We start from the raw sequence: 25,434 nt of genomic DNA on the forward strand, positions 1-25,434 counted from the left end.
CTACAACTTCATGTTGACGTTCATGTTGTAGATGATCCATACCGAGCCAGCGATAAGAATCAATACAACAATGGCGGTAAACATCAGTGACACCAAGTTCCAACGCCCATCGGACGATTTCGCTTCCATGTGCAAGAAGTACTTAAAGTGCACAAAGATCTGTACCAACGCACAACCGAACAAGATCACGTAAGTTTCAGTACTTGGCAACGCATGTGCCCACACAATGTAGAACGGAATAATGGTCAGAATCAGTGACGCAATAAAGCCTTTCACGTAATCCGTTGCACCGCTGTCTAGATGCTGTTCCATTACATCACCCCCATTAAGTACACGATGGTAAATACACAAATCCAAACGATATCAAGGAAATGCCAGAACAAGCTTAAGCACTGGAAACGCATCGACATGTTGTCGTTCAAGCCTTTAGTTGAAAGTTGGTGATACGCCACCGCCATCCAAATCAGACCGAACGTTACGTGCAAACCGTGTGTACCAACCAAGGTAAAGAACGCAGAAAGAAACGCACTCTCTTGAGGACCATAGCCTTCCGCAATCAAGTGATGGAATTCATACACTTCCATACAGATAAAGGCTAAGCCCAATACGAAAGTAACTTTGATCCATCGCTTCAATCCGGACACGTCTTTGCGCTTCATTGCAATCATGCCAAAACCAAAGGTGATACTACTGAACAACAGCATCATGGTTTCGACAAACACGAACGGCAGTTCAAAGATGTCCTTGCCTGTCGGCCCTGCGATTGATCCACTCTCAAGCACGGCATAAGTCGCGAAAAGTGTGGCAAACAGGACACAGTCACTCATCAAGTAAACCCAGAGGCCAAACAACTTGTTGCCCGCAGCTTCGTGGTGATGATCATGCGAGAGTGCAAGATCATAAGTGTGTGACGGAGTATTAGCTTGCATACGTCGTCTCCAAATCATCTTTGTTTTCGTTGTTATCACTGTCACTGTTACCACGACCTGAGTTGTCGCCTTTCACTGACTGTTTCTTAGCTTCTTCAAGCTGTGCACGTCGAGCTGCTTCAATCGCTTTGATCTCTTCAACTTCCACGTAGTAGTCCACATCGTCGTTATAGCTGTGTTGAATACACGTCACCACGATGCCCACTAGGCTTGCCGCCGCTAGCCACCAGATGTACCAAATCATTGCGAAGCCAAATGCCAACGCCCATGCAGACACATAAATGCCTGTCGGTGTGTTCTTCGGCATGTGAATACGTTCGTATTCTTCTTCCTGAGTTGGATCAAACTCACCACTTTGCTTTTGATACCAGAACGAATCGATCTCATCGCCCTTAGGCAGTTTTGCAAAGTTGTAGAACGGTGGTGGTGAAGACGTTGCCCATTCGAATGTACGTCCACCCCATGGGTCACCGGTTAGATCACGGTTCTGGTCGCGGTCGCGAACACTCACATAAATCTGCACGAACTGACAAACAACACCCATCGCAATCACGCCCGTACCTGCCGCTGCAACCGCAAGTAGTGGGAAGAACTCAGGGTTGATGTCTTGGCTCAAACGACGCGTCATGCCCATAAAGCCCAGAGCGTAAAGCGGTAAGAACGCCATTAAGAAACCGATAATCCAACAGTAGAACGCGCGTTTACCCCAAAGCTCGTTCAGAGTGAAACCGGTCGCTTTCGGGAACCAGTAACCAATCGCAGCAAAACAACCGAATACTACGCCACCGATGATTACGTTGTGGAAGTGCGCAATCAGGAATACTGAGTTATGCAGAATGAAGTCTGCACCCGGAATTGCCATCAATACGCCCGTCATACCGCCAACAGTGAAGGTGATAAGGAAGCCAACAGTCCATAGCATAGGTGTTGTAAAACGGATGCGACCTTTGTACATGGTGAATAGCCAGTTGAAGATCTTAACCCCGGTCGGGATAGAGATAATCATGGTTGCGATGCCGAAGAAGGCATTCACATTGGCGCCAGAACCCATGGTGAAGAAGTGATGTAGCCAAACCACAAACGCTAAAATAGTGATCGCCACCGTCGCCCATACCAGCGAGGTATAACCAAACAGCTTTTTGCGAGAGAAGGTTGCCGTCACTTCAGAGAACACACCGAAGATAGGCAAGATCAGGATGTACACCTCAGGGTGTCCCCATGCCCAAATCAGGTTCACATACATCATCACGTTGCCACCGAGGTCGTTGGTGAAGAAGTGCGTACCGATGTATCTATCCAAAGTCAGTAGCGCGATGGTTACTGTTAGGATCGGGAAAGAGATGATGATCAGGATGTTGGCACACAGAGATGCCCATGTGAACACTGGCATCTTCATCATTGGCATAGACGGAGTACGCATGCGCAAAATGGTCGCGAAAAAGTTCACACCCGTTAGCGTGGTACCCACACCGGATATTTGCAGCGCCCATATCCAATAATCGACCCCGACTCCCGGGCTTGCCTCAATGCCGGAAAGCGGCGGATACGCCAACCAACCCGTACGGCCGAACTCACCTAAGCCCAGTGACATGTTGGTTAGGATAATACCTACGACAAACAGCCAGAAGCTCAGGTTATTCAGATAAGGGAATGCAACATCACGAGCACCAATTTGCAGCGGCACGATGATGTTCATCAAGCCGATAACCAAAGGCATCGCGACGAAGAAAATCATGATCACGCCGTGAGCCGTGAAGATCTGGTCGTAGTGATGTGGCGGTAAATAGCCTGTTTCACCGGCTGCAGAAAGCAATTGCTGGCTACGCATCATGACCGCATCAGCAAAGCCACGAACTAACATCACCATCGCCACAGCAATGTACATGAAGCCCAATTTTTTGTGATCTACAGACGTAAACCATTCATTCCAAAGGTATTGCCACTTACCGGCTTTGGTTACCGCGTACACCACTAAGCTGCCCACTAAAGCGATCATGGTTAAAGTGACCAAAATAATGGGTTCGTGGTAGGGAATTGAGTCTAGAGTTAATCTTCCAAACATGACGATTATCCTTGGGTTTCCGGCAAACAGTTCATTGAACCAGGGTGCTGGGTCACGACATCGGTGAATAAAAATGGTGGGATACTGGAGAACAGAGTGACGGGTTCAGCCACACTTGGCGCTGCCAATGAACGGAACTGCTCCCAATCTTCAATGCGATAAGGGCTTGCTTTCACTTTTTCCACCCAGTTTAGAAATGCCACTTGATCAGGCATGGCTGATGCAGTGAATTTCATCTGTGAGAAACCTTTGCCACTGTAGTTCGATGCAAAACCTTTGAAGTCACCCTCATGGTTAGCAATCAAGTTCAGCTTGGTCACCATTCCCGGCATCGCGTAGATCTGCGAACCAAGACGCGGGATAAAGAACGCGTTCATGATGTTGTCTGAAGTTAGCTTAAACGTCACCGGTACATCTTTCGGGAACGCAACATAGTTAACCGTCGCAATGTTTTGCTCCGGATAGATGAACAGCCACTTCCAGTCCAGAGAGACCACTTCGATCACCATAGGTTGCACATCACTTTCCAGAGGCTTTGAAGGCTCTAGTTCATGTGTTGTTCGCCAAGTGATGGTGGCAAGAATCGCGATGATGATGATTGGAATCGTCCATACCACCACTTCGATCTTGGTTGAGTGCGCCCAGTCAGGTGCATACTCTTCTGTGGTATTACTTTCGCGGTATCTATAGGCAAAGTAGATGGTCATCAGAATCACGGGGATGACGACAATCAGCATCAGCAACAGAGCCGTAATAATCAGCTCCTTTTCCTGAACGCCAACGCTACCTTTTGGGTCGAGCAATGCGGAGTTACATCCTTCGAGCATCAGGACGGTTCCCACCAAACCAATCCTCGACAGATTTGCTCTCGATAAAATGCGTTTATATCTTGAAGCTTCCATTAACTTTCTCGATGGTTATCCAGCCTCAGAACGAACGCCCGAGTACTGGTTGTCATGGTCATTAGAATATTTATGTGTTGAGCATGTGAAACGACGCATCTCAAAGCGAAACTGAATTAAGTCCATCTCAGCACAGTTAAAACTGCCGAATTAAAACGACAACACAGCGCAGCCGAAACATTGCCGCACGGTTAAAACCACACAAAAAATATGACTTAATTGTTACACTTTGAAATACATTGTTACATTTGGCGCATTATGAGGAGTCGAAATTGAAAGCTCACCAAACAAACTTGGAAACTAACCTTCCAGTTATGAAAGTGAAACATGGGAAATAGATAGAAAACCAGCTGCACGACATAGGTGTGCTACACATGCAAAACCAAGGCTGATAAGGGATGAGTAAGAATCTGAAAAAGTAGCGACCAACAATGAGGAAGCGAAGTGATATTTGGGTACATTAGAAAGAGCGAATTAAACAAAGCGTGATGAACGTCAAATTTATGAATTCACATAGGATTTTAATGGTATTTAGAAAAGATATTACTGCAACCAGAAACCCATTAGATATTCGAATAACACACGGTGTTTCATTGATAATAATGCCAGTTAGCTGCCGAAATATAATGGCAAAGATCGACCTTGAAAGCCGATTTGATGAGTATTTTGATCTGTTTTAAGTGGGAATTACTCCCCTCAAAAGAGAGGAGTAATCGTCATTAAGAGAGAGATTATGCTGTTGCTGTGACGACTTTCTTGCGCTGGTTTTTAGTCATTAAGTGATAAACAACAGGCACAAAGTAGAAAGAAATAAGCGTGGTTAATACCGTTCCGCCCACAATCGCAACCGCGAACGGAGGCCAGAAGCCACCACCAGCGATGATCAATGGCATAAAACCGCCAACGGTTGTGATCGTGGTTGAGCTGATATGACGCGTACACGACATCACCGCCTCAACTACCGCATCCACATTGCCTGATGAAGCTTGCTCATCGAGTTTCAATTCCGTCAGAATCACAATGGCGGCGTTAATCGCTAAGCCCGCAATCCCAAGCATGGCGATGATCACCGTAAAGCCAAATGGATAACCGAAGATCCACACCGACAGCAACCCTAGGCCACCAGCCAACCCTGCCACCATGAAGATGATGCTACTCATTCGGAACGAGTTGAACGACATCACCACCACCAACACCATCAATACCACCACAACGGCGACATTCGAGATAAGGCTGTTGACTGAATTGTCACGCTCAGCCGATTCACCACCAAAACCTATCGTATAGCCCGACGGCATCTCATAGCTTTCTAAGCGTTTCTGGAATTCATTAAGCACGGTTTGAGGCAAAACTCCCGCTTCAATGTAACCTTCAATGGTATTCACTCGTTGTCCGTTACGGCGAGTAATCGCGCCGCGACTGGTCGTCAGTTCAAGCTCTGCCAGAGTCGAAACGTTAATCCCCGTTGAGTAAACATCAGAACTGATCGGCAACCGAATATTGCTTAAGTGTGCCAAGTTTTCACGCGCATCATCCGCGACACGAACACGAATCGGCACCGATTCGCTGCCCTCTATCACAGATCCACTCTCACGACCTGTTAGCGTAGTTTGCAGCATGCCAGCAAATTGATTGAGTGAGATGCCGTTAAGTTTCGCGGTGTCTTCATCGACCTTCAACCACACCTTAGGCGTACCCGGTTGCAATGTTTCTCGTGTGTGAGTCACATGAGGAACACCTGCCAGAATCAGTCGAACATCTTCACCAATCGCTTTTAATGTATCGAGGTTTTCACCATAAACACGCAGCTCAACTGGCGCAGTAAATGGAGGCCCTTGATTAAGCTTTCGTACCAAGATTTGTGCTTCTGGTACCTCTTCATCCAACACCTTTTGCAACTCAGGAATCAGCGCATTAGCTTGGTCAAAGTTCTCTGTTTTCACCATCGCTTGCGAGAAGTAAGGCGCATTATTTTGCCTTGCCTGCAAATTGTAATAGAAAGATGGGAAGTTAGCGCCCACTAGCCAATCAATGCGCTCCACTTCTGGATAGCGATGAATGATATCGTCGATTTTTTCAGAAGTATTTTTAGTGGCATAAATGCTCGCTTGAGGTGGCATATAAACCTGAATCTCAAACATGTCTCGGTCTGATGGCGGGAAGAATTGCTCAGTCAGCTGAGACATGCTCCAGTAGCCAGTAAACGGAACCAACAACACCAAAGCAATAGTGATGATTGGATACGTGACACCAAAGCGAACAGAAGACGAGAACCAACGTGTTAATGCAGGAATTCTTAAGCCCGTCATATACCAATGGTGCTGCCCTTTCTTATCGACATCACTGAGTTGTTTCGGTAATAACTTGGTCGCCAAGCCTGCAATTAAGGTATGCGAAATTACATAAGAACCGATCAATGAGAAAGAAACGGTAATCGCGATACCACCGACAAATTCACCCGATGCACCCGGCATCAGAATGATCGGCGCAAACGCCAATACCGTAGTCAATGTCGACCCCAGTAACGGCACCCATAAATGTTTCAACGCATTCATGGTCGCTTCGGCTCGCTGTTGCCCTTTGAGGCGGTAAGCCTGAATGGTATCAACCATCACTACCGCGTTATCCACCATGATCCCAAGCGCGACGATTAAGCCCGTCACCGACATCTGGTTAATCGGCACACCGGTCATTTTCATGATCGATAGCGTAAGTAGTGAAGTGAGTGGCAGAGAAATCGCCACCAATATTGCAGCGCGCACACCTAAAGTCACAAACAGCACAATTAAGATCAAGCCAAAGCCAATCATCAAGCTTTTGCCTAAATCATCTAAACGAGTTTCGGTATAGCCTTGCTGATTGAACAACACGGTGACATCGATATTGCTTGGCAGCTCTTGTTGAAACTTCTCAATCAGAGCATTTGCTCGCGACGTCCAGTTATCGACTCGGAGATCAGGATGCATTCTTGCTGCGACAATCACTCCCGGCTCACCATCAATAATGGCAATCTGATCTTGGGGAGTTTTCTCGCCACGCCTCACCGATGCAATGTCTTCCATGCGGATGATGTGACCATTGCTGTCAGTCGCGATAGGGACTTGCTTAATACGCTCAATCGAATCAAGTTCGGATTCAATCTCTAAACCAAAACGAGAATACGCACTGACCAATTCACCCGCCGAGTTCTTAGCGTCTGCCCCTTCCAGAGATTCGGCAATATTGGCACTCGAACGCCCTAGCGCTGCCGCATCAGCGGTTCGTAGACTTATCTGGATTTCTTCTTGTGGCATCCCGTATTCATCTACGAATTCAGTACCCGATAAGGTTCGTAATCGCTTCGCTAACTCTTTGGCATAACGCCCAAGGGTTAATCTATCTGGCTCGCCTGCACCCGACCAAGTCAGGGATGCAATGGTGGTGAAAGCATAAGTATGATCACTGTCGAGATCGGGAGAGTGCGCACCCGCAGGTAAAATGGATTCGATGTCAGACAGTTTGTCACGCGCTTGCGACCAAACCGGTTCGGGCTCGGTAATGGTATCGTTAAGTTCAAGTGTCACAATCGACACGCTCGGCCTTGAGGTTGAGCTCACCAGCTTAACTTCACTCAGCTCACGCAGCTTGTTCTCAATCACCTCTGTGACCAAGGTTTCTACGCGTTCGGCACTGGCACCGGGAAAGCTGGTTGTAATGTTTGCATAACGGTTGATGATGACAGGGTCTTCTGCACGTGGCAGCGTCATGAAGGCAGAAATACCACTCACCATCAGCAGCGCCGTCATCAAGATGAGCAGTCGAGTATTGGAAATAGTCTCTATGATTTTCATACTATTTCCTATTCAGCAGTAACGTTGGCTGGCTTCACGGTTTGACCGGGAACCAAGCGATGTAAACCACTCGCGATCACCTGTTCGCCATCCTCGATTGCACCACTCACATACGCTTGTTGATTGTTGGCAAACAGCACCTGAACACTGCGGCGTTCAACCTTATTGTCTTCACCCACTACAAAGATGTTCCACACACCGCGCAAGCCATCAATCAAACCCGTTAATGGCACCCAATAACCTTGGTCGTCGATTTGCTCGTCAAACTTAAGGTAAGCAAGCTGACCTTCTAAAACAGACGCTTGTTCAGGGAAAAGATAACGTAAACCGACACTGCGAGATTGCGTGTCAACCATGGCACCCGGATTCAGCAGCGTCACTGCATAATCATCTCGCCCAACACGAATGCTTGGCGAAGAGAGTGAGGTTACCTTTGTCATCTGGTGGGCAGGAATACCGATAAAGGCTTCTTTACCTTCAGAAGCGAGCAAAGTAAGAGTTGGATTGCCAACATTGACCACATCGCCTAGCGACACAAAGCGCGTTGCGATAGTGCCCGAATAAGGCGCAAGGATTGTCGATTTCACCAGTTTGAGATCATTGCCTTTTACCGAGGCATCAATGCGCAGTAAGTTAGCTTGCAACACGCGCTGTTCACTGGTTAACGAATCAATTTCCGCTTCGGCACTGAAGCCTTTTGCTTTAAGTGAACGTTGACGTTTTAAGTTCGCAGCAACAAGGCTAAGTTGAGCTTTCACTTCTTCGGCTTGCGCTTTTAGTTGGCTCGATTCAGTCTGCAACAATTGAGTGTCTAATCGAATCAGGGGCTGACCTTCGGTTACTGTGTCACCGACATCAACCAGAATCTCATTCACTTTACCTGCCAGCTCGAAGCCTAAATTGGCTTGCTGACCCGCTTTAACCACACCAACATATTCACGCTGCACGGCATAAGAGGAAGACAGCGCTAAGGCCATCGTTTCTACAGTTAAAATGGTTTGGACGCTCGAAGCCGTTTGGTTGCTTGAATCAACCGAATCTTGGGCTTGTTCCTTTTCGCCACATCCAACAAGAAAAGCCGATAGAGACAACGCCACCGCACTTCCCTTCATCAATTTATACATACTCACTGTTCCTATGCAGTACTCAATCATGTTCTTTTTTTAGACTAACCAAACCAAACTAGACTGTCTAGTTTGATTATGTTAAAAATAAGTTTCATCGTTAATGATTGATAAAACCATCACAAAAAGCATAATGCTTAGCGCAGAACCAAGTGTATTAAGCTGAGCAACACCAAGTACCAAGCAAGTAACGAGAAGCAGCACGTGACTAAAATCATCAAGAGTGAACAGAAGAGATCGCAGATCTTAACCGCAGCAAGCCAGCTTTTCTCTGAGCATGGCTTCAAGATCAATATGGATCAGATAGCGAAAGCGGCAAACGTTTCCAAGCAAACGGTCTACTCTCACTTTAAAAATAAAGACGAACTTTTCGAAACCTGCATGCAAACCAAGTGTGCAGAGCGCGAACTTAGCCCTGCTGCCTTTGATATGAATGCGGCGGTGGGTGATGAGTTGGTGAAATTTGGTGTGAAGTTTCAGGATTTGTTACTTGATGAACAGTCTCGACAAACCTTTCAGAACGCGGTGAGTCAATCCAACACGCACCCAGAGATCGCCTCTATTTATTTGGAAACGGGACCACAGAAGACCACAAAATTACTCGCCGATTACTTGCAGACAAAGATCGAGTCTGGCGACTTAACGCTCTCTTCTACAAGCTCGCCAATCATAGCGGCGCGCCAACTGCTGCTGATGTTTCATGGCAAGTCGGCGTATTGGTCATTCTTCGGACACGATAGCGGCGAATCCGAAGAAGAAAGACTGAATTACACGCGCGAATGTGTTGCACTGTTCTTAAACGGCAACCAACCTCGCTAGTTTGAGCTCTATCGTTAAATAAAAATGAAAAAGGCACAGAGATATTCATCTTCTGTGCCTTATCAACGACTCACACAAATAACAGCGATTCGTTTATTGGGTATGTTCCACAACGATCAGCTCGTCGGTATTGAAGCCACGCTCTTTAGACATCGCTTTGAACTTCTCCATGACCTCCGATGAGACTTCTGGGGTTCGAGAAAGCAGCCATAGGTAATCGGTATCTGGACCAGAAACAAACGCGTATTGGTAGTTCTCTTTGTCCAACTCAAACACCACATAAGCGCCATAGAATGGACCAAAGAACGACACTTTCAAATAACCCTGATCGCTGCCTTCGACAAAATACGCCTTGCCTTCCGCTTCATTCCATTCGCCATCTTCATCTGAATAGCCACGGTTAATCACTTTCACGCCACCATCATCACGCAGGCTGTATTCAGCACTGATGCTATTGAGACCACGCTCAAACGAGTGGTCCAAACGAGCCACCTCGTACCATTTACCCAAGTATCTATCCAATTCAAATTGTTGAATGGGCTTGACTGTTTCGGGCATGCCGACGCATCCACCCAACAGAATGACACTCAGCAGCAATAATATTTTCTTCATCCTAACCTCGACTTGTTTTAATAGTAGTTCGAGTAAGTCATGTGAGAGCCCTAACTTACATCCTTGGTAATACGTTAAATCCATTTTTATAGTTCATATAACAGTAAATTATTCAGAAGCTTATGGGAATTGTTTCGTTGGTGAATGAATCAGTGATGCTTCATTGCCGCGCGATATTGAGTCGGTGTTACCTGCTTATAGGATTTAAACTGGCGATTGAAATTAGCTTGGTTGTCGTAACCCACCTTTTCCAGAATCAAACTAATAGGCAGTGATGTGTTGAGTAACAAGTCACACGCCACGTTCAACCTAATTTTCTTTAACCGTTGGCTAAAACTCTCATTGTAGTGCTTTTGAAATAGCCGCCTAACGCTACTCTCACTGATATAGAGATGCTTGGCTAAATCGTTAACTGAGATATCTCGAATAAAGTTGTTCACCAAAAAGGCTTCAACCTTGTCTAACTTATCGCTAACTTCATCTTCATCATCCGAATTAAAGACAGGGTTTATCAATTGCACCACTTCTTGATCTTCAAGCAGCAGCGCAAACAGAGAGAACAAGGTCAGCAGTTGTTGATGTGGCGACTGATCCATCACCTTATTCAATAGTTCCGTCGCTTTATCTGCAGTAACAGGCGAAAACTGCAGCCCTTTCTTTGAATCTTCCAACAATGCACGCAGCGGTTCTAGCTCGCGGCAGCACGCGATTAATTGCTCCATCCAGTCTTTACGAAACCAAACCACGTGGGTTTCACAGATTCGCGAGTCGTCTGCACCCTCTTCTGAATAGATAGCATGAGGTAAATCTGGGCCAACCAAAATCATGTGGTTATGAAACACATCGCTTTGGTGATGGCCGATAAAGCTATGTCCAGCAAAGTGACGATGTATCGCTATCTCGTACTCTTCATGTCTATGCCAACCGTAGTTTTTACTGTTCTCGACAATTTTCTTATAGCGCCATGATGTGCCAATTCGTTGTGGCACTTTTTCCAAGTAACCCTTCATTGCGATGCTCAGTGACTTTTTAATATTGAAAGTATACGCATCAAACCATTCAAATGAGCAGATTGACTGAAAAGTATTGAACATTGCGCTAACGATACTCATCCGATTGTCACCGCTAAATATACTGCAGGTGAACTTAATCAGGAGAGCAACTATGGACACTTTATTATTAAAAATCCGCGATATGATTCTTGCCACACGTCAGCAGTGGATCGGAGAGATCACCTACAACCACAACATTAAGGGTGATCACACTTGGAAACTCTATGGCTATAACTCTTATGACGAATACAAAAAAGATCTGCGTAAAAGCCTAAGACAAGAGCCGTAATTAAAAGCTCATTCAAACGACAGCTTGTTGATTAAACGCAGTTTTTATTTGTCATTCATGTAGAGTTTCACACTGGCCACTCGCTTTCTATACTTATTAAACAGTGGAACATGGAATACATAAGAATGAACAACTAGCTCACTTTACCGCGCACTGCATGGATCGCTTTACTCGCCAATTTAGGCGCTGTTTCGCCCGCACTTGGACAAGACAACACCGTTGTGCAACAGAAAACAACGGCCCAAAGCCAGACTGCAGATCCAAATCTTTACTAATGCCGATATCTACGGGCATCGCGAATCGGACTCGATCGTTACTCACAAAGGTAAGATCATTTTCATCGGTGACCACTCGCAAGCAAAAGCTTTTCAAGGGCAAAATACCGATGTCATCGACTTAGAAAATGCCTTTGTTCTTCCGGGCTTCATTGATAATCATAACCATGTTTTCGAAGCCGCCTCAGAGCTGGGTGGTAATTGCGAACTGGATTCAGAAGCCATACTAGAAGAACAAATCCCTTACTTAGAAGCGTGTAAGATCAATGCTGATACTGATGGCAGAGGTTGGCTAATAGGTTATGGTTTTTCTTTGGAATCGACTCTCGACAGCGATTCTGAATACACACCACTAGAGATCATCGACAGTATTTTTCCAGACCACCCAGTGGTGATCATGGAGATGGCGTGGAACAGCCAAAACGAGCTCTTTGAACAAAGCTACCAAGGGTTAATGTTCGGACTTGAAGAAGCCGCTGCACACGGCATTACCACCATAGGTGACGGCCGAATGTACTGGAAGCGAGGCTGGTATGACGTTTGGCAAGAAGCAGAGCAAAACCAAGATTTAACTGCTCGCGTGTCATTGCGCCCTTAGGTTTACCCATCAATGGCACAGCAAAAACACTCGCACCCTACTGATTGAACAAGTATTCGATACCATCACTGCACTTCGCATGGCGGCATCAAACTGCGGACGCTTGTTCGAGATGTCGACTTACCAACCCCCTTACCAAGAAGGCAAGCTAGGTCAGATTGTTAAAGGTGCGTATGCCGACCTATTAATTATCGACGGTAATCCACTGGAAGGCGTGGCATGTGTGGCAAATACCGATACACAAAAGCTGATCATGAAAGACGGTAAAGTGTATAAAAACAGCCTTTAATCGAAAGTCTAAAGATTAAAATAACAGCGGTGCTATGGCGAATTCGTCATAGCATCGTTTTTATTTCAACCTCTAATCCCCTTCCCCTGAACAATTCCGTAACCCCACTCTAAGGCTAGAGATCACCCCCGCTCTTTGGCCCTGAATGTATAACTGCACATGTAACGTCCGGCATTCTGTTCCTCCCCTTTTCAAAAACCACAATGAATCGAAGATTCTAGTTAAGGGGAGGCTAGGAAGGGATTTAGTTATGAGTTAACACGGATTTGCCCCATTCCAAGCTAGAACAAAAAATCATTCATGTTCTTTATTGAGAATTTGCCATATTAGAACTAACGCTATGCTTCTTACCATTGGTATCAAAAAGCGTTTCGACTTCTTAGTAATACGAAATCAAGATTCGATGGTTATTTCTCTAGTTTTAAAAAAAATGCCTTCTAGCTAGAAGGCATTCTGATCACTATAGTTGTTTAAAAATTGTAAGCGATTCGATAAATCAGAATATCGCCATAACCATCGTTACCTAGTTTATTATTGTAATAACGGTACATAACGGTAGCACTGATATCATTAGTAATATTCCAGCCTAAGTTAAGTCCACCATTTACACCAGTCTTACCATAGTTGTTTTCTGCATATTCATCAGAGCGCGCCATTTCAATCTCTGTCCAGTTACTAAGTATGAAAGCTTCGCCAAATGCATCAAATAAGTAACCAGCACTCCAACCTAATGTTCCTCCATTAAAACCATTCGTATTTGTTGTCGGTGCAAACTCATTATAAACCGTTGTATAATTAGCTGCGAGCCAAGGTGTAAACCACCAGCCATTGCCTCCAATACCTGTATAACCAAAGCCTAAAAAGCTATTGGTTTCTTTAATTTCAGTACCTTGAGTGCTGTAGACTTTTGTGAACAAACTCAGTCCTGAGTCACTTAAATAGGTGTGAGCTTGAAGATTCATTGTTGCTGTTTGTTCCCCTGAATCACGGTCTAAACCTTCAAAGTCATAGAAGCCAAATACTTCCCCCCACTCGAAATTAAGTCCCCCTTCAATACCTATCAGCCCTTGGCTAAAGTCACTATCAGAAAATCCATGCCCCCACTCTTGCCAATCAATATGTAGATTACCCCAACCTGAATAAGTTTTCTCTTCGGCAATTACTGAGGTAGATAATAAACTCGCAATCAATAAGCTAGTGGTTAAAATTGTAGAATACAGTTTTTTCATTTCATTTTCCCTATGTTACAGGTGTCAAAGTACCAGCAAAGAGAACCTCTTTACTTGTCATTGCCTCCTGGCTTTTAATAATTATTGGTTTGGGCGGTTACGGGGGTACTAAAGGATATCCACCACCTATTGAGCCCAAATAGGCAGTGGTTAGTTTTTATAGTGACAAATACAGTCCAGTTAACGCTGCACTCATTAAGTTGGCGAGCGTTGCGCCGAGAATAACTCTGGTACCCATTGAGGCTATAAATTTCTTTTTTTCTGGGACAATCGTACCCAAGACACCAATCATCGCAGCAGGTGCTGATAAGTTGGCGAAACCGGCTAGTGCCATGGTAATAACAACTTGCGTATGCTCACTAAGTCCTTCCTTTAGTTCAGCAAAGCTTAAGAACGCCACAAATTCGTTCAGCACAAGCTTTTGACCTAAGAATGAACCTGCAACAAGGATTTCATTAGAAGGAACACCAAGTAAGAAAGCAAATGGCGCAAAGATATAACTAAAAATTAGTTCTAACGAAAGTCCATCAAACCCAACAAGTGAAGATAGCCCTCCTAGAATCCCATTTGTCATTGCGATAAGGGAAATTAAAGCTAGGAGCATCACACCAACAGCAGAAGCTAGCTGTAAGCCAGTGAATGCACCAGAAGTTGCCGCTTCAATTAGATTTATTGGCTTTTCTTCATTTTTGTAAATGTCGAGTTCGACTTCTTTCGGTGTTTCAGTTTCTGGATAGAGTATTTTGGCAAATAACAACCCTGCAGGTGCAGACATGAAAGCTGCAGCGACGAGATACTTTATATCAACACCCATACCTGCATACCCGACTAACACTGCACCTGCGACAGATGCAAAACCACCCACCATTAATGCAAATAACTCTGATTTAGTCATATTTGGTGCGAAAGGCTTCATCATGATAAATACATCTGTGTTGCCAACAAAAATATTGGCGGCTGCAGCTGTAGACTCTGCTTGAGAGGTACCAAGTAGCTTTTGTACTGCAATGCCAATATACTTTACGACTCTTTGCATGATGCCTAAGTAATACAAAACGGACATTAATGAGCTAAAGAAAATAATAATTGGTAAAACATGAAAGGCAAAAATAAAGCCAACTTTGAAGCGACCTAGATCTCCAAATAGAAAGTTGATCCCTTCATTAGAATACCCCATTACGGATGCGACACCTGTAGCAATACCCTCTAAGATTGCTTGTCCCATTGGTACAAACATAATGAATGCTGCAATTAATGCTTGAAGTAAAAATGCCCCACCAACGATACGTAATTTGATTTTTTTTCGATTGGTTGATGCAAGTACAGCAATAGCCAATAAAACAACGATACCAACAAGAATAATAATAGTTTGCATAATAACCCCCCTCCATTAGCCGTTGATTAGTTTCGCGAACATATCAACGAACAGTTCATCTCGCTCTATATATTTAATAACTCTAATTGGGTGGCGATCTAGGTCAAAACTCCATGTTAGGTTATCGTTTAATACGGGAGAGGCTTGTATGGTCGAAGTGAACCAACTTGGTGAAATGACATACCCGATTGCGGCGATATCCCAAATGACTTTTCGATTACCAAATCCTATCCATGGACAGTTGGGAGCTACACTTGCAAGGTAATTACCAATTTCACTTGTTCCCAAAAGGTAGTGTTGCAATTCTGGCACTGACGTAGCTAAGGTATTTGCAACCCCCATGCAAGGGACGAGCGTTAGAGCTACACCTGAGTTTAATAAGGTTCGACTAGCGTCTATGTCTTGCATTAAATTAAATTCTTCAGTGTTCTTCCAATCAAACGCATGGCCCCCTAACCAGACAATATGAATCTTTTTTATCAAGTCTGGCTTTGCTATTAATGCATTTGCAATATTAGTAGGTGCGCCTATTACAACTACTTGTAATACGGTTTTACAGTTCTCTGCGCGTTCGATAAGATCTATTACTGCTGGCGACATCTCAGCTGAATTTGAATCTTTGACATAACGAGTCGAGCCCTTAAAGACCTGAGGTTTCACTTTTAGAGCCATACGCTCCAACACGCGATGGATCTCATTATAGCTAAGCGACATTCCTGTTTCTGCATCTGAAATTGCTTCGGGTGTTGTGTTGAACATGCTATTAGTAAAAGGGGCAGCATAGATAGCTTGAAGATCAATACGTTCGCTATTTAGTAAAGCCCACGCTATGGCAAATTGATCATCAATTTCATTGAATGTATCGCTATCAATAACGGTAGGGACGCTAGTACTTAAAGGTACGTCTAACAGCTTAGCTCGTTCCGCGAAACTCAATGTCGGGTATAGAGGTTGGTTCATGATTTATCCTTTTATATTAAGTCGAGCTTCAACAAGATCTGCATTTGGCATATTTGATGCCCCTTTTCGCTCTACGGCCAATGATGCGAAGGCTGAAGCATATTTCATAGAGTATTCAAGGCTTTTACCTTGAGCGATATTCGCAGCAAGAGCCCCATTAAACGAGTCACCAGCACCACTAGTATCGGTAACAACAGCCTTAAACGGTTCAAAGAACTGATGCGTTTTACCATCAAATAACAGGGAACCTTTAGAACCCAGCGTAAGAATTACCACTTTGACCCCCATGCTGTAGATTTTCTCTGCTGCTATTTTCGCTGAGTCCAAATCTTCAATCTCAATACCAGTTAAGCTTTCTGCTTCAGTTTCGTTAGGCGTCAAGATGTCGACAAGGTGTATGATTTGCTTGACGCCATCAGAATAAGGGGCAGGATTTAGCATAACTAAAGCAGGACTACGACTTGCGTATTCAATAGCTAATTTAGTTATTTCAAAATTATTTTCTAATTGCGTAAGAAAAACATTGCTATCATTAATTAGTGAAAACTCATTGGTTAACTCTTCTTTACTGATTTTTAAGTTAGCACCTAAATCAATGGTGATAACATTCTCACCACTACCTTTTTCGACAATGATGACGGCATTTCCAGTAGGATGCTTGTTGTCATCTAGAATGGTGAATGAATCAATTTCAGTAGATGCTAGATAGTTTTTAGCTTTTTCACCAAATTCATCATCGCCAATTTTTACAGTGAAATGGACATTATTACTAACTTTCGCTGCTGCTGTTGCTTGGTTGGATCCTTTTCCACCAGCATAAAAATTAGTGGATAAAGAGTGAATCGTTTCTCCAATTTTAGGAAAAGACTCAACTTCAGAAACTATATCTATATTGAATGAACCTAAAATATAAACATCATTACTCAACCTCTTTGGGAGACCGTCAAGCGTAAACCCATCGCCCTTATTTTTTATTGATAACGTAGACATAATCTTTTTTATTCCTGCATTTTTAAATGATTCACGTTCGTTTATTTCGATGAGTTTTGCGCCACCAAAAAATAATTCTGCGATTCCGCTTTCTACTAATTCTCTTAAGTCTCTTCTTATTGTTCGATCTGATACACTCAATGACCCTGATAGCTCAGAAACATAAACCTTTTTATTTTTTAGTAAGTTAAGGCGAATTAAATTCACTCTTTGATGCTTATTCATTCTATCTCCTCACTTTTTATAATGTTAACTATAGGCCGAACTAATTTCTCTATAATCGTCCACAGTTTAACCTATAGTTCGGACATTTAGTGTCCGACACTGCTGGTTATAAGTACAGTGTAAGACTGGTGGCGCTTTCAGGTGGGGGATTTCTCTTATTTTTGCGAGACGAGGCAAACGGTCGGTTTTGGCGAAGGTGGAGGGGGAGCTGTCTTCTTAAAAGGAGTCAATAGGTAGTATGAATTGATGTCGAGTTACTTTCACAGGGCACTTTATGTTGGTTCACTAAAATGTGTAGTTGTGACTTTGCCATACCTTAGCTAATTTAAGATTAGCTAATTTAGAAATGTGTGTAGCAAGCTTTTGTCCACTTCCGAGTTACGTTTTTGCTAGTTTAGCTATTGCTAATTTAGCAAAAAGAAAATTAACTGAAACATGTCAAACTCGCCCATGCGAGTGTACAAAATCACTGGATCAGATCACTCTACATAGATGTTGCCTTTCAAGAAACTGACATTGCCTTGAACAGTATTTAGGGCGTGACCAATTTTAAGCATTTGTGCCGTTGTACTTGAGCGTGTAAATGAACTTATGCCCCTTACTACCCGTATAAGTATTCTAAGGAGATCATAAATGAAACTTAATAGTACAACCCTCTATCAACGACTCTCAAACGAAGAAGATACTCGGCCATGCACTGGTATCTCTGACTCAGCTTGCAGTGAGGTGCCTGGTAATTTTTTTAAAATATTAATAGCTCAGCTAAGCACCAAGCTGGCAGATTCATTCACCAGCAGCAAAGTCGTGCTGCCTTGGCTCTTGGCCTCCGCCGGAGCACCCGCTTTTTTCACCGCTCTGTTAGTTCCCATTCGCGAATCTGGCTCTCTGATTCCGCAACTAATGTTGGGCGGAATCGTTCGTCAATTCCAGCACCGAAAACAATTTTATGTCATCGGATCATTGTTACAGGGAGCTGCTGTTGCTTTAATGGCTATCTCGGCGCTTCAGCTCAACGGCGCTAGGCTTGGCTGGACGATTATAGTATTACTGATTATTTTCTCGCTTAGCCGCGGACTCTGCTCTATTGCCAACAAAGATGTACTAGGAAAAACGATTCCTAAAGCTCGACGAGGTCGGTTAGGCGGTCTAAGCGCTAGCCTATCGGGCATCATTACCCTACTGGTGACTGGCAGCATGCTGGCTTTTCAGTATGGTTCAATTAATTTTGTGGTCACAATGATGGTGATTGCCAGCCTATTCTGGGTGTTTGCCGCCTTAAGTTTTGGATTAATTGTTGAATATGAGGGCGCAACTGAAGGTGCAGGCAACGGATTCAAAGTAGCATTAAAGAACCTTAACCTTTTACGTAGCGATAACCAATTTCAACGCTTTGTGATGGTACGAGCACTGTTAATGAGTTCTGGTCTAGCGGCTCCATTTATTGTGTTACTGGCAACCCCCCACACTGACCTTGGTGGCGTTCTGCTGTTTGTGATCTTAACGGGAATGGCCAACTTGATCAGTGGTTGGTTTTGGGGATTATTGGCGGATCGCAGCAGTCGCCATGTGATCTTGTTAACGGCGGCGCTCTCCATTTGTATTTTTCTGTGCACGGCTCTATTCCAGGTAACAATCGAATCGGCTTTGTCTTCGATGACTATCTTAGTTGTTTACCTTCTTATTTATTTTTTGCTCGCAATTACACACCAAGGAGTCCGTTTAGGGCGGAAGACTTATCTGATCGACATGGCAGACGGCAACCAAAGAACCGACTATGTGTCAGTGAGTAATACGGTCATTGGTATTCTTTTACTGGTATACGGAGCAATCAGCGCGGTCATTGCACAGTGTAGTATAACGGCGGTACTCATCTTATTTTCAGTAAGTAGCTGCGCAGCCTTGCTCATTGCATTGAAACTCAAGGAGATTTAATCAAGCTTTGGTTAACAAAGAATAGGGCATTTCGTGTACCATGCACGCCCGAGCTAGCATACTTCTGGACAAATCCAATTTAGACACCCCAAAACAAAAAAAGTATTGGTATCTCTACCAATCCCTTCACTACTTATTTATAAAGTAACGGGGCTTGCTCTCTACAAGTTCTCAATTGCCTTTTGAACCGCAGGGCCAATCTGACGCTTGCGAGAAGTGACGCCTTCCAAAGTTAGCATGTCGTTGGTTGGTTCAGCGTTGAAAGCCGACTTGATGACTTGATAATCGCTTTCATCCACCCACAGTAAATTAGCTTCTTTGTTCTTCGTGTCTGTGATTGAGAAGAACAGATGGTCTAAGCCGTTCTCTTCTTTGTAAGTTTTCATTGCAGCCAAAAGCTCGTCTTTACGGTCAATCAGTTGTTGAGCGGTTATTGTTTCAGCAACGCCGATTCCCACCTGTTTGCCACCGTACTTAAAGTTCTTGTAGTCCAGCGTCAGAATGGTTTCAGATGAAAGGTGGCTAAGATCCGATTTAGCAATCAACATTTGTTGGCCGAAGTCTTCGATATCTGAGATGCCTGCAACCTTTGCCAACTTCTCTGCGTATTCACGATCGTGCTCTGTCGTGGTTGCTGATTGGAATACCACGGTATCAGAGAGAATCGCGCCTAAGCCAACACAAGCAAGGTGTTTAGGTAAGGTCACATCGAGCTTTTCAGCGTTATCAGCCAGAATAGTGGCAGCTGAACCCCAACCTCGAATATCCATCTCGACAATCTGTGGTGTGTTAATTGGAGAGCCACCAATCGCATGATGGTCTACAACAGCCACAATAGATGCTTGGTCAATGGTTGGCGCTAATTGAGTCACTTGGTTGAAGTCCACCAACCCCACTCGGTATGAAGAGTAATCTGTCTCTACACGTGGAGATTCTGCATTACAGTAGTTCAAGATAAACATCGATTCAGGGTTGATAGGCTCAGGCACTGTCGCCGTACCACCATAAATATGAGCCGCGAGCATCGCAGACATTACTGTGTCGCTATCTGGGCTAAGGTGCCCTGTCCATACGAGATCTTCACTGTTTTCATTGGCAGATTGTTGCAGGCTAAAAGCAAAACTTGCTGAACTGAAAGACATAATTACGGCAGCAACGACAGGGGTTAGATTCACGGGTATTTCCTTATTTGGATTCGTTTTAGAACCCCATAAGCTAGCCATCAAAAATTTCAGAGCCGTTTCAGCGATGTTTCAGATTTACTTCAATGAGTAACGAAATGTAATTTAGATCTCGTTAGGTTTCACAAAACAGCTCAGGCTTAGAGGCAATTAATGCTTGTACCTAAAGGTATTGCTGCCATCAACAATCTCGATTTTTACAGGCACGGTGCCTTGTTTAACATTGCCGATGTTGGCAAATGCCTTATGAGAAAGATCAATAACTCGGCCTTTTACGTAAGGGCCTCGATCGTTAATTTTCACATCAACAGACTTGTTATTGTCAATGTTCGTCACTCTCACGATAGTACCGAAGGGTAAGGTTTTATGAGCCGCAGTATTCGCATTCATATTATACGTCTCACCACTTGCTGTGAGCCTTCCATGGAACTTATCGCCATACCAAGAAGCTTTACCAGCAAGAGCATGTGACTTGGCATAATCCTTTGTTTTAGAACTACCGACAGCCGACGTTGAGGTGCACCCAGCTAATATCATAAGAACAAAAGCGGTAAAGATAATATGTAATTTCTTCATCTGATGTGGGTGCGCTAATCTCTGCATGTTTCTCTATTTTCGTTGTTATTGGTTAGCAATATAATGCTGAGTATAGTCACGGCTCAGCCAAGGCTACCATTCGGTATGATGTCGTAATATTTTCATGAACAACGCTTTATTCCGTCATATTCATGAAAGGTTTTATCTTCAAAACGTCAACTTTAACAACGCCTTAAAGCTGTCTAAATCTTGACCACTTCATGCAAATATGTCACCCAGCCAAACATCCAAATACAAAAAAAAATACCCTTAACATAAAGTTAGATAAAAAAGTTAGGAATCCCTTTACGCACAAGGGCTACACACAAAATATCTAACTTTTCCCTCCTAAATCTAACTTCTTGCATTTTTCTTACTCACAAACGGAAAAAATTAGATCGGTTTATTTTGTAATTCTGTTTAACAGTTTATCTAAGTTTTTCCGTTGGGAAATCTCTATTGGGAAGGCATTCCGTGAGTTTCAAGTTCTGTCGCGAGATACGACAGAATCGCTTGGTGATCACACAAGGAGCGACTGGCAACGAAACTCATTATTGGACAATTGTGAGTTACGACCCATAAAGCATTTTCGCTTTTCGAATTAGTTCTATTATTACAACCACACGACCTAGCCACATGTGGTTGACCAAATTCCCTTACCCACGACAATCATTACTGGTACAACCACGTAGATTGGAACAACGGAAGCACATCTTTAACAGATTGATGGAACAATAAGAACGGAGTACCTTGCTCTTCACCATCAACATGCACCTTCATCTTAACGACTTGGTCTAAAGCAACACGGTCAAACACACCTGAACCGTCCATCATAGCCAACTCAATACTATCTGCATTGCCATCCAACCTCAGATACCAGTCAGAACGTAATGTCGCCATGCGTTCGTCCGAAGACAGCGTAAACACCGTCGTCACTTCAGTTGGCACATTCAAATCAGAGAACGTTGCCCCCTGTGTCTCTACGATACGGTTATCTTTCATCGCAAAAGTGTCATAATTGAATACTGACGAGTCCTTGCGGAGCTTAAACTCTTCAATCAAAGAGAAGTTAACGTAATGGTCAGTCAGATTGTACATAGACACGAAGTAATGAGCGTAATCGGCTTTATGTCCACTATCCATCCTGTATTCGTCAGTGCTAACACCAAGTATGATCGCCTTATCCTCGAACGTGTCGGTCTTACCGATGAAGCACTTGAACCTTACCTCTTCATACGCAAGCTCATCAGGATTGAATGTGTCTTTACACGCATCTTCAACAAAATCCATTGGCACGCCTGAAGCAGCTGCCAGATCTAAGAACTCACCAAAGCGTTGCGGTTCGTTACGGTTTACAACCTGATATGACGTTACTTCAGTAACTGAGGAGTCTGCTGCATCATCCTCATCGAGCGACTTGACAACCTTGCTCTTATCATCATCCTCGTAACACGTGTTATCTTCAGCGTCATACTTCAGCTTGTAATCAATCTCGGCACACTCTTTCGCACCGTGATAAACATCTTCAACCTCGTCAATCTTGCTCTTAACTTTTTCAAACAGCTCGTCAACATCATCAGAACCTGAGCCGCAACCGCCAAGCACTGCAGCCACCGCTACACCAACTAATAATCTCTTCACTCTAAAACCCTAAATGTCGTATTAAAAAGAGAGTACCTAAGTACCCTCTTTGAATTAGCTCATCTTTCCTGAAGCAGGCTATCTGAACTTATTACCTGAATTCTTTTAGAACTCGTAGCCAACACCTGCAACGACGCCAACATTTTCAGCACCAGTAGCGCCTGCTTGGTCAGCGATAATAGAGTCAGTGCCCTTACCCTGCTGAACCAAGAAACCATCACGGCTAGACGTACCTTGGTAGTAAGTACGCTCACCATTAAGAGTCGTTAAGTTGTATTTGAAACAATTTTGACCTTGAACAGTATCAAGTGCCATTGCAGGAGTTGTTACCACCATCGAAATAGTTGCCATTAAAATTGTCTTCTTCATGTTTGTCTTACCTTAAAATACAGCAAGATGCGGCGACTTAACCCATTGAAGCACTCGCGTTGACACAAAGTTTTAGTGCTTCTACGTGCTTGTTAATATCATCGTTAATCTTATTCACGATACCTTGTGTGGCGGGATAACTATCACCTAGTGTTTTGCTGTGTAGGACTGGATTAGTGAACGTCAGGTTTACGAGATTACCAGTTAGACGAGTATGAACGTCTACCGATAGCTCTTGTTTACTAATGCTGTTCCCCACTTCTGATTTATACGCAAGAGTCCAGTCATGAGAAAGTTCCGATTCTGTTGTGATTGGCGTATCAAATATAGTGTTAGAACAAGCAATTATTGTTTCGTATAACGGTTTTACGTTAGAAGAGAACGAGTGGGTTACTGGTTTGAAATCTGCTGGTGTAATGGCAGCACAGCCAGGTAATATACATATTAATAAAGTAGTCATTATTGTGGTTTTCAAATTCACGATATTTCCCTTAATTATTGTGGTTTCTAGATGATTAGAGGCAAGAACCTTGTCCGATAAGTACTTTAGCTAGTTGACCGTGCTTATCGTGTATTTCAAAGTCAAACTCACCACCATGCTCAAGATAATCACGCCATATAGGTGCATCACAGGTAAAATTAAAAAGCTGAACAGCCAGCGTATCAAGGTTCTCAGTTACGGTAATATCCATTTCAATTATATAGAGATGAGAATTATTAAAAATGGTCATGCTATTGATAGTAGCTTCACCAATAAAATTAAATTGCATTGCTTTTTGAGCTAATTTATCGAGAGTCTCAGCTTGGAGCAAAACAGGCGCCAACATCATAGCGACACCAAGGATTAAATTTCGAATAGTTATTTACCTTTAGGTTTCTTATCTGACGTCCAGCTGAACCAAAAGTAAGTTGCAGTTGTCGTTAGCACTACCATTGAATGCATGGCCGCTTGCTTTTTCTGTTGTGGGTTGTCTATCATTTTTTCTCAATACCTCGAAGCTCTAGAGAGCTAGTTTAAAAATCAGACCACGTTAGAATTTGATACCGACCATCAATGAAAGCGTATCCATGTCTGAACCATAGAACTCGTTGCGAGTCCAATCGGCACCAATGATATAATCTTCTAATAAATTAGCTTTAAGACCTAAACCGTAAGTGTATGAATTTTCTTTTTTTGAAAATGCCTCGTCTCCACCTTTTTCTGAACTATCTAACCAAGTCCATCCTAAAATTCCATAAGGCTTTAACGATAGAACGCCAGGCAATAATTCGAACGTGTAACCTGAATTCCAAGCAAGTTTATATGCGTTGCCAACAACTCTAAGGTTGCCTTCTGTACCATGATTTACATCGCCATCTTGCCTCGAAATAGAAGCGACAAAATCGTGATAACCATTTAACTCGTAGCCAGCTTGAATACCCCAGCCGTACAAAGTGTTAGAGGTCACCCCATTTTCTAAATCACTCTTAGCTGTATAACCAGTTTTTAGTAGCTCAACATGTAAACCAGAGTACTGATCTCTGCTTACTTGGTCATTTGCCGATACTGTTGCAGATATAAGTGCAGTAAATAATATTATTCCTTTCTTCATCTTTTATTCCAAATAAATACAATGGTTAAAATAAGGTTATTTCATTATTTTCACTAACTAAAAATTAAAGTTACAAGTCTATCCAAAGAATAACCTGGTTGATAAACAATAATATTTAGATTCAACATCCTAAATAAATATAGAAAATTTGCAATAATAAATTATCGTAAAACAATAAAAATTAAAAAAACACTTACAAAGAGAAAGTTTACAGAAGAAACCTTAATGAAAAATCTAGTAAACAATTGAATTTAATAAATATTTACAGAGAGCCTTTAAATTAACCACATTAATGAAAACATAGCTCTCATTAATGACAAGCTGTAAGAATTCAATTTTATAGGGCAATAGACCATTTGGAGTTTAGTATTAATATAAATAATTTATGGTAAAGTTATTTAATCCTGACTTTACGTCAACACAATTACAACACTGATTCAAGGTGATGTGCAATTCGATCTTTAAGGTGAATTGAGATAAAAAATAACCGGACAAAAAAGCGTTGTACGCTTAGGTATTTATGCCCGGCCAATGTTGAACAACAATATGTAGATTAACAGCTGTATTTAACCTATTTGGTAAA

Annotated in this window: 22 protein-coding genes and 2 pseudogenes; 5 read left to right on the forward strand and 19 right to left on the reverse strand. The window is 43.2% G+C overall.

What is annotated here, in order from left to right; all coding sequences use genetic code 11:
• From cyoD to L1D22_RS00215, 6 genes are all read right to left on the reverse strand, one after another.
• Positions 1-312, reverse strand: coding sequence for a cytochrome o ubiquinol oxidase subunit IV (gene cyoD, locus L1D22_RS00190; protein WP_016786088.1), 312 nt, complete (start codon positions 310-312; stop codon positions 1-3).
• Positions 312-929: a cytochrome o ubiquinol oxidase subunit III gene (gene cyoC / locus L1D22_RS00195; RefSeq protein WP_239828300.1), complete on the reverse strand. Its 618-nt coding sequence runs from the start codon at positions 927-929 to the stop codon at positions 312-314. Before cyoC ends, cyoD begins: the two co-directional genes overlap by 1 nt.
• Positions 919-2,991, reverse strand: coding sequence for a cytochrome o ubiquinol oxidase subunit I (gene cyoB / locus L1D22_RS00200; RefSeq protein ID WP_239828301.1), 2,073 nt, complete (start codon positions 2,989-2,991; stop codon positions 919-921). Before cyoB ends, cyoC begins: the two co-directional genes overlap by 11 nt.
• A gap of 5 nt (positions 2,992-2,996) precedes the next feature.
• A complete protein-coding gene (gene cyoA, locus L1D22_RS00205; RefSeq protein WP_239828302.1) occupies positions 2,997-3,893 on the reverse strand; it encodes a ubiquinol oxidase subunit II in 897 nt (298 codons plus the stop codon).
• Positions 3,894-4,624: 731 nt separating this feature from the next.
• Positions 4,625-7,723: an efflux RND transporter permease subunit gene (locus L1D22_RS00210; protein ID WP_239828303.1), complete on the reverse strand. Its 3,099-nt coding sequence runs from the start codon at positions 7,721-7,723 to the stop codon at positions 4,625-4,627.
• A gap of 8 nt (positions 7,724-7,731) precedes the next feature.
• The gene (locus tag L1D22_RS00215) at positions 7,732-8,847 is read right to left on the reverse strand and encodes an efflux RND transporter periplasmic adaptor subunit (protein ID WP_239828304.1); all 1,116 of its coding nucleotides are present in this window, start codon (positions 8,845-8,847) and stop codon (positions 7,732-7,734) included.
• Between the two features lie 204 nt (positions 8,848-9,051).
• Between L1D22_RS00215 and L1D22_RS00220 the strand changes: the two genes are divergently transcribed.
• A complete protein-coding gene (locus tag L1D22_RS00220) occupies positions 9,052-9,666 on the forward strand; it encodes a TetR/AcrR family transcriptional regulator (protein ID WP_239828305.1) in 615 nt (204 codons plus the stop codon).
• 93 nt (positions 9,667-9,759) lie between these two features.
• Here L1D22_RS00220 and L1D22_RS00225 read toward each other — a convergent pair whose 3' ends face one another.
• Together L1D22_RS00225 and L1D22_RS00230 are read right to left on the reverse strand one after the other, a co-directional pair.
• Complete coding sequence (locus L1D22_RS00225; protein WP_239828306.1) at positions 9,760-10,278, reverse strand: lipocalin family protein; 519 nt, start codon at positions 10,276-10,278, stop codon at positions 9,760-9,762.
• Between the two features lie 149 nt (positions 10,279-10,427).
• Entirely contained in the window at positions 10,428-11,390 is a 963-nt protein-coding gene (locus tag L1D22_RS00230) for an AraC family transcriptional regulator (protein WP_239828307.1), read from the reverse strand.
• Positions 11,391-11,442: 52 nt separating this feature from the next.
• On the opposite strand from L1D22_RS00230, the gene L1D22_RS00235 reads away from it, so the two are divergent.
• From L1D22_RS00235 to L1D22_RS00245, 3 genes and pseudogenes are all read left to right on the forward strand, one after another.
• The gene (locus tag L1D22_RS00235; RefSeq protein ID WP_239828308.1) at positions 11,443-11,619 is read left to right on the forward strand and encodes a hypothetical protein; all 177 of its coding nucleotides are present in this window, start codon (positions 11,443-11,445) and stop codon (positions 11,617-11,619) included.
• Between the two features lie 161 nt (positions 11,620-11,780).
• Positions 11,781-12,489, forward strand: a pseudogene (locus L1D22_RS00240) (amidohydrolase family protein); the annotation flags it as partial.
• Positions 12,490-12,535: 46 nt separating this feature from the next.
• Positions 12,536-12,781, forward strand: a pseudogene (locus L1D22_RS00245) (amidohydrolase family protein); the annotation flags it as partial.
• 470 nt (positions 12,782-13,251) lie between these two features.
• Here the strand turns inward: L1D22_RS00245 and L1D22_RS00250 are convergent.
• The 4 genes from L1D22_RS00250 to L1D22_RS00265 form a co-directional block, all read right to left on the reverse strand.
• A complete protein-coding gene (locus L1D22_RS00250; RefSeq protein WP_239828309.1) occupies positions 13,252-14,010 on the reverse strand; it encodes an outer membrane protein OmpK in 759 nt (252 codons plus the stop codon).
• Positions 14,011-14,167: 157 nt separating this feature from the next.
• The gene (locus L1D22_RS00255; protein WP_239828310.1) at positions 14,168-15,385 is read right to left on the reverse strand and encodes a NupC/NupG family nucleoside CNT transporter; all 1,218 of its coding nucleotides are present in this window, start codon (positions 15,383-15,385) and stop codon (positions 14,168-14,170) included.
• Between the two features lie 15 nt (positions 15,386-15,400).
• Positions 15,401-16,345 carry a nucleoside hydrolase gene (locus tag L1D22_RS00260; RefSeq protein WP_239828311.1) on the reverse strand — a complete coding sequence of 315 codons (945 nt, stop codon included), beginning with the start codon at positions 16,343-16,345 and terminating at the stop codon, positions 15,401-15,403.
• 3 nt (positions 16,346-16,348) lie between these two features.
• Complete coding sequence (locus tag L1D22_RS00265) at positions 16,349-17,560, reverse strand: PfkB family carbohydrate kinase (protein WP_239828312.1); 1,212 nt, start codon at positions 17,558-17,560, stop codon at positions 16,349-16,351.
• A 633-nt stretch (positions 17,561-18,193) separates the two neighbouring features.
• On the opposite strand from L1D22_RS00265, the gene L1D22_RS00270 reads away from it, so the two are divergent.
• Positions 18,194-19,492 carry an MFS transporter gene (locus tag L1D22_RS00270; protein WP_123310035.1) on the forward strand — a complete coding sequence of 433 codons (1,299 nt, stop codon included), beginning with the start codon at positions 18,194-18,196 and terminating at the stop codon, positions 19,490-19,492.
• Between the two features lie 161 nt (positions 19,493-19,653).
• On the opposite strand, the gene L1D22_RS00275 is transcribed toward L1D22_RS00270, so the two are convergent.
• The 7 genes from L1D22_RS00275 to L1D22_RS00305 form a co-directional block, all read right to left on the reverse strand.
• Positions 19,654-20,667: a manganese-dependent inorganic pyrophosphatase gene (locus L1D22_RS00275; RefSeq protein ID WP_239828313.1), complete on the reverse strand. Its 1,014-nt coding sequence runs from the start codon at positions 20,665-20,667 to the stop codon at positions 19,654-19,656.
• Between the two features lie 156 nt (positions 20,668-20,823).
• Positions 20,824-21,276, reverse strand: coding sequence for a septal ring lytic transglycosylase RlpA family protein (locus tag L1D22_RS00280; protein WP_239828314.1), 453 nt, complete (start codon positions 21,274-21,276; stop codon positions 20,824-20,826).
• A gap of 645 nt (positions 21,277-21,921) precedes the next feature.
• Positions 21,922-22,890: a hypothetical protein gene (locus tag L1D22_RS00285; RefSeq protein ID WP_239828315.1), complete on the reverse strand. Its 969-nt coding sequence runs from the start codon at positions 22,888-22,890 to the stop codon at positions 21,922-21,924.
• A 105-nt stretch (positions 22,891-22,995) separates the two neighbouring features.
• Positions 22,996-23,259 carry a hypothetical protein gene (locus L1D22_RS00290; protein WP_239828316.1) on the reverse strand — a complete coding sequence of 88 codons (264 nt, stop codon included), beginning with the start codon at positions 23,257-23,259 and terminating at the stop codon, positions 22,996-22,998.
• A gap of 37 nt (positions 23,260-23,296) precedes the next feature.
• On the reverse strand, positions 23,297-23,719 hold the full coding sequence (locus L1D22_RS00295) for a hypothetical protein (protein WP_239828317.1): 423 nt from the start codon (positions 23,717-23,719) through the stop codon (positions 23,297-23,299).
• 55 nt (positions 23,720-23,774) lie between these two features.
• Complete coding sequence (locus L1D22_RS00300) at positions 23,775-24,089, reverse strand: hypothetical protein (RefSeq protein WP_239828318.1); 315 nt, start codon at positions 24,087-24,089, stop codon at positions 23,775-23,777.
• 201 nt (positions 24,090-24,290) lie between these two features.
• The gene (locus L1D22_RS00305; protein ID WP_239828319.1) at positions 24,291-24,851 is read right to left on the reverse strand and encodes a porin family protein; all 561 of its coding nucleotides are present in this window, start codon (positions 24,849-24,851) and stop codon (positions 24,291-24,293) included.
• Positions 24,852-25,434: the final 583 nt, after the last annotated feature.

The organism is Vibrio sp. Isolate34 (genome assembly GCF_022397915.1).
GTDB lineage: Bacteria > Pseudomonadota > Gammaproteobacteria > Enterobacterales > Vibrionaceae > Vibrio.

Coding starts and splice junctions, on each gene's coding strand:
- L1D22_RS00260 (WP_239828311.1), bottom strand. CDS start 16,345: ATGAACCAACCTCTATACCCGACATTGAGTTTCGCGGAACGAGCTAAG.
- L1D22_RS00265 (WP_239828312.1), bottom strand. CDS start 17,560: ATGAATAAGCATCAAAGAGTGAATTTAATTCGCCTTAACTTACTAAAA.
- L1D22_RS00235 (WP_239828308.1), top strand. CDS start 11,443: ATGGACACTTTATTATTAAAAATCCGCGATATGATTCTTGCCACACGT.
- L1D22_RS00270 (WP_123310035.1), top strand. CDS start 18,194: ATGAAACTTAATAGTACAACCCTCTATCAACGACTCTCAAACGAAGAA.
- L1D22_RS00215 (WP_239828304.1), bottom strand. CDS start 8,847: ATGTATAAATTGATGAAGGGAAGTGCGGTGGCGTTGTCTCTATCGGCT.
- L1D22_RS00210 (WP_239828303.1), bottom strand. CDS start 7,723: ATGAAAATCATAGAGACTATTTCCAATACTCGACTGCTCATCTTGATG.
- L1D22_RS00225 (WP_239828306.1), bottom strand. CDS start 10,278: ATGAAGAAAATATTATTGCTGCTGAGTGTCATTCTGTTGGGTGGATGC.
- cyoB (WP_239828301.1), bottom strand. CDS start 2,991: ATGTTTGGAAGATTAACTCTAGACTCAATTCCCTACCACGAACCCATT.
- L1D22_RS00250 (WP_239828309.1), bottom strand. CDS start 14,010: ATGAAAAAACTGTATTCTACAATTTTAACCACTAGCTTATTGATTGCG.
- L1D22_RS00255 (WP_239828310.1), bottom strand. CDS start 15,385: ATGCAAACTATTATTATTCTTGTTGGTATCGTTGTTTTATTGGCTATT.
- cyoC (WP_239828300.1), bottom strand. CDS start 929: ATGCAAGCTAATACTCCGTCACACACTTATGATCTTGCACTCTCGCAT.
- L1D22_RS00230 (WP_239828307.1), bottom strand. CDS start 11,390: ATGAGTATCGTTAGCGCAATGTTCAATACTTTTCAGTCAATCTGCTCA.
- L1D22_RS00305 (WP_239828319.1), bottom strand. CDS start 24,851: ATGAAGAAAGGAATAATATTATTTACTGCACTTATATCTGCAACAGTA.
- L1D22_RS00295 (WP_239828317.1), bottom strand. CDS start 23,719: ATGACTACTTTATTAATATGTATATTACCTGGCTGTGCTGCCATTACA.
- L1D22_RS00300 (WP_239828318.1), bottom strand. CDS start 24,089: ATGATGTTGGCGCCTGTTTTGCTCCAAGCTGAGACTCTCGATAAATTA.
- cyoA (WP_239828302.1), bottom strand. CDS start 3,893: ATGGAAGCTTCAAGATATAAACGCATTTTATCGAGAGCAAATCTGTCG.
- cyoD (WP_016786088.1), bottom strand. CDS start 312: ATGGAACAGCATCTAGACAGCGGTGCAACGGATTACGTGAAAGGCTTT.
- L1D22_RS00290 (WP_239828316.1), bottom strand. CDS start 23,259: ATGAAGAAGACAATTTTAATGGCAACTATTTCGATGGTGGTAACAACT.
- L1D22_RS00280 (WP_239828314.1), bottom strand. CDS start 21,276: ATGCAGAGATTAGCGCACCCACATCAGATGAAGAAATTACATATTATC.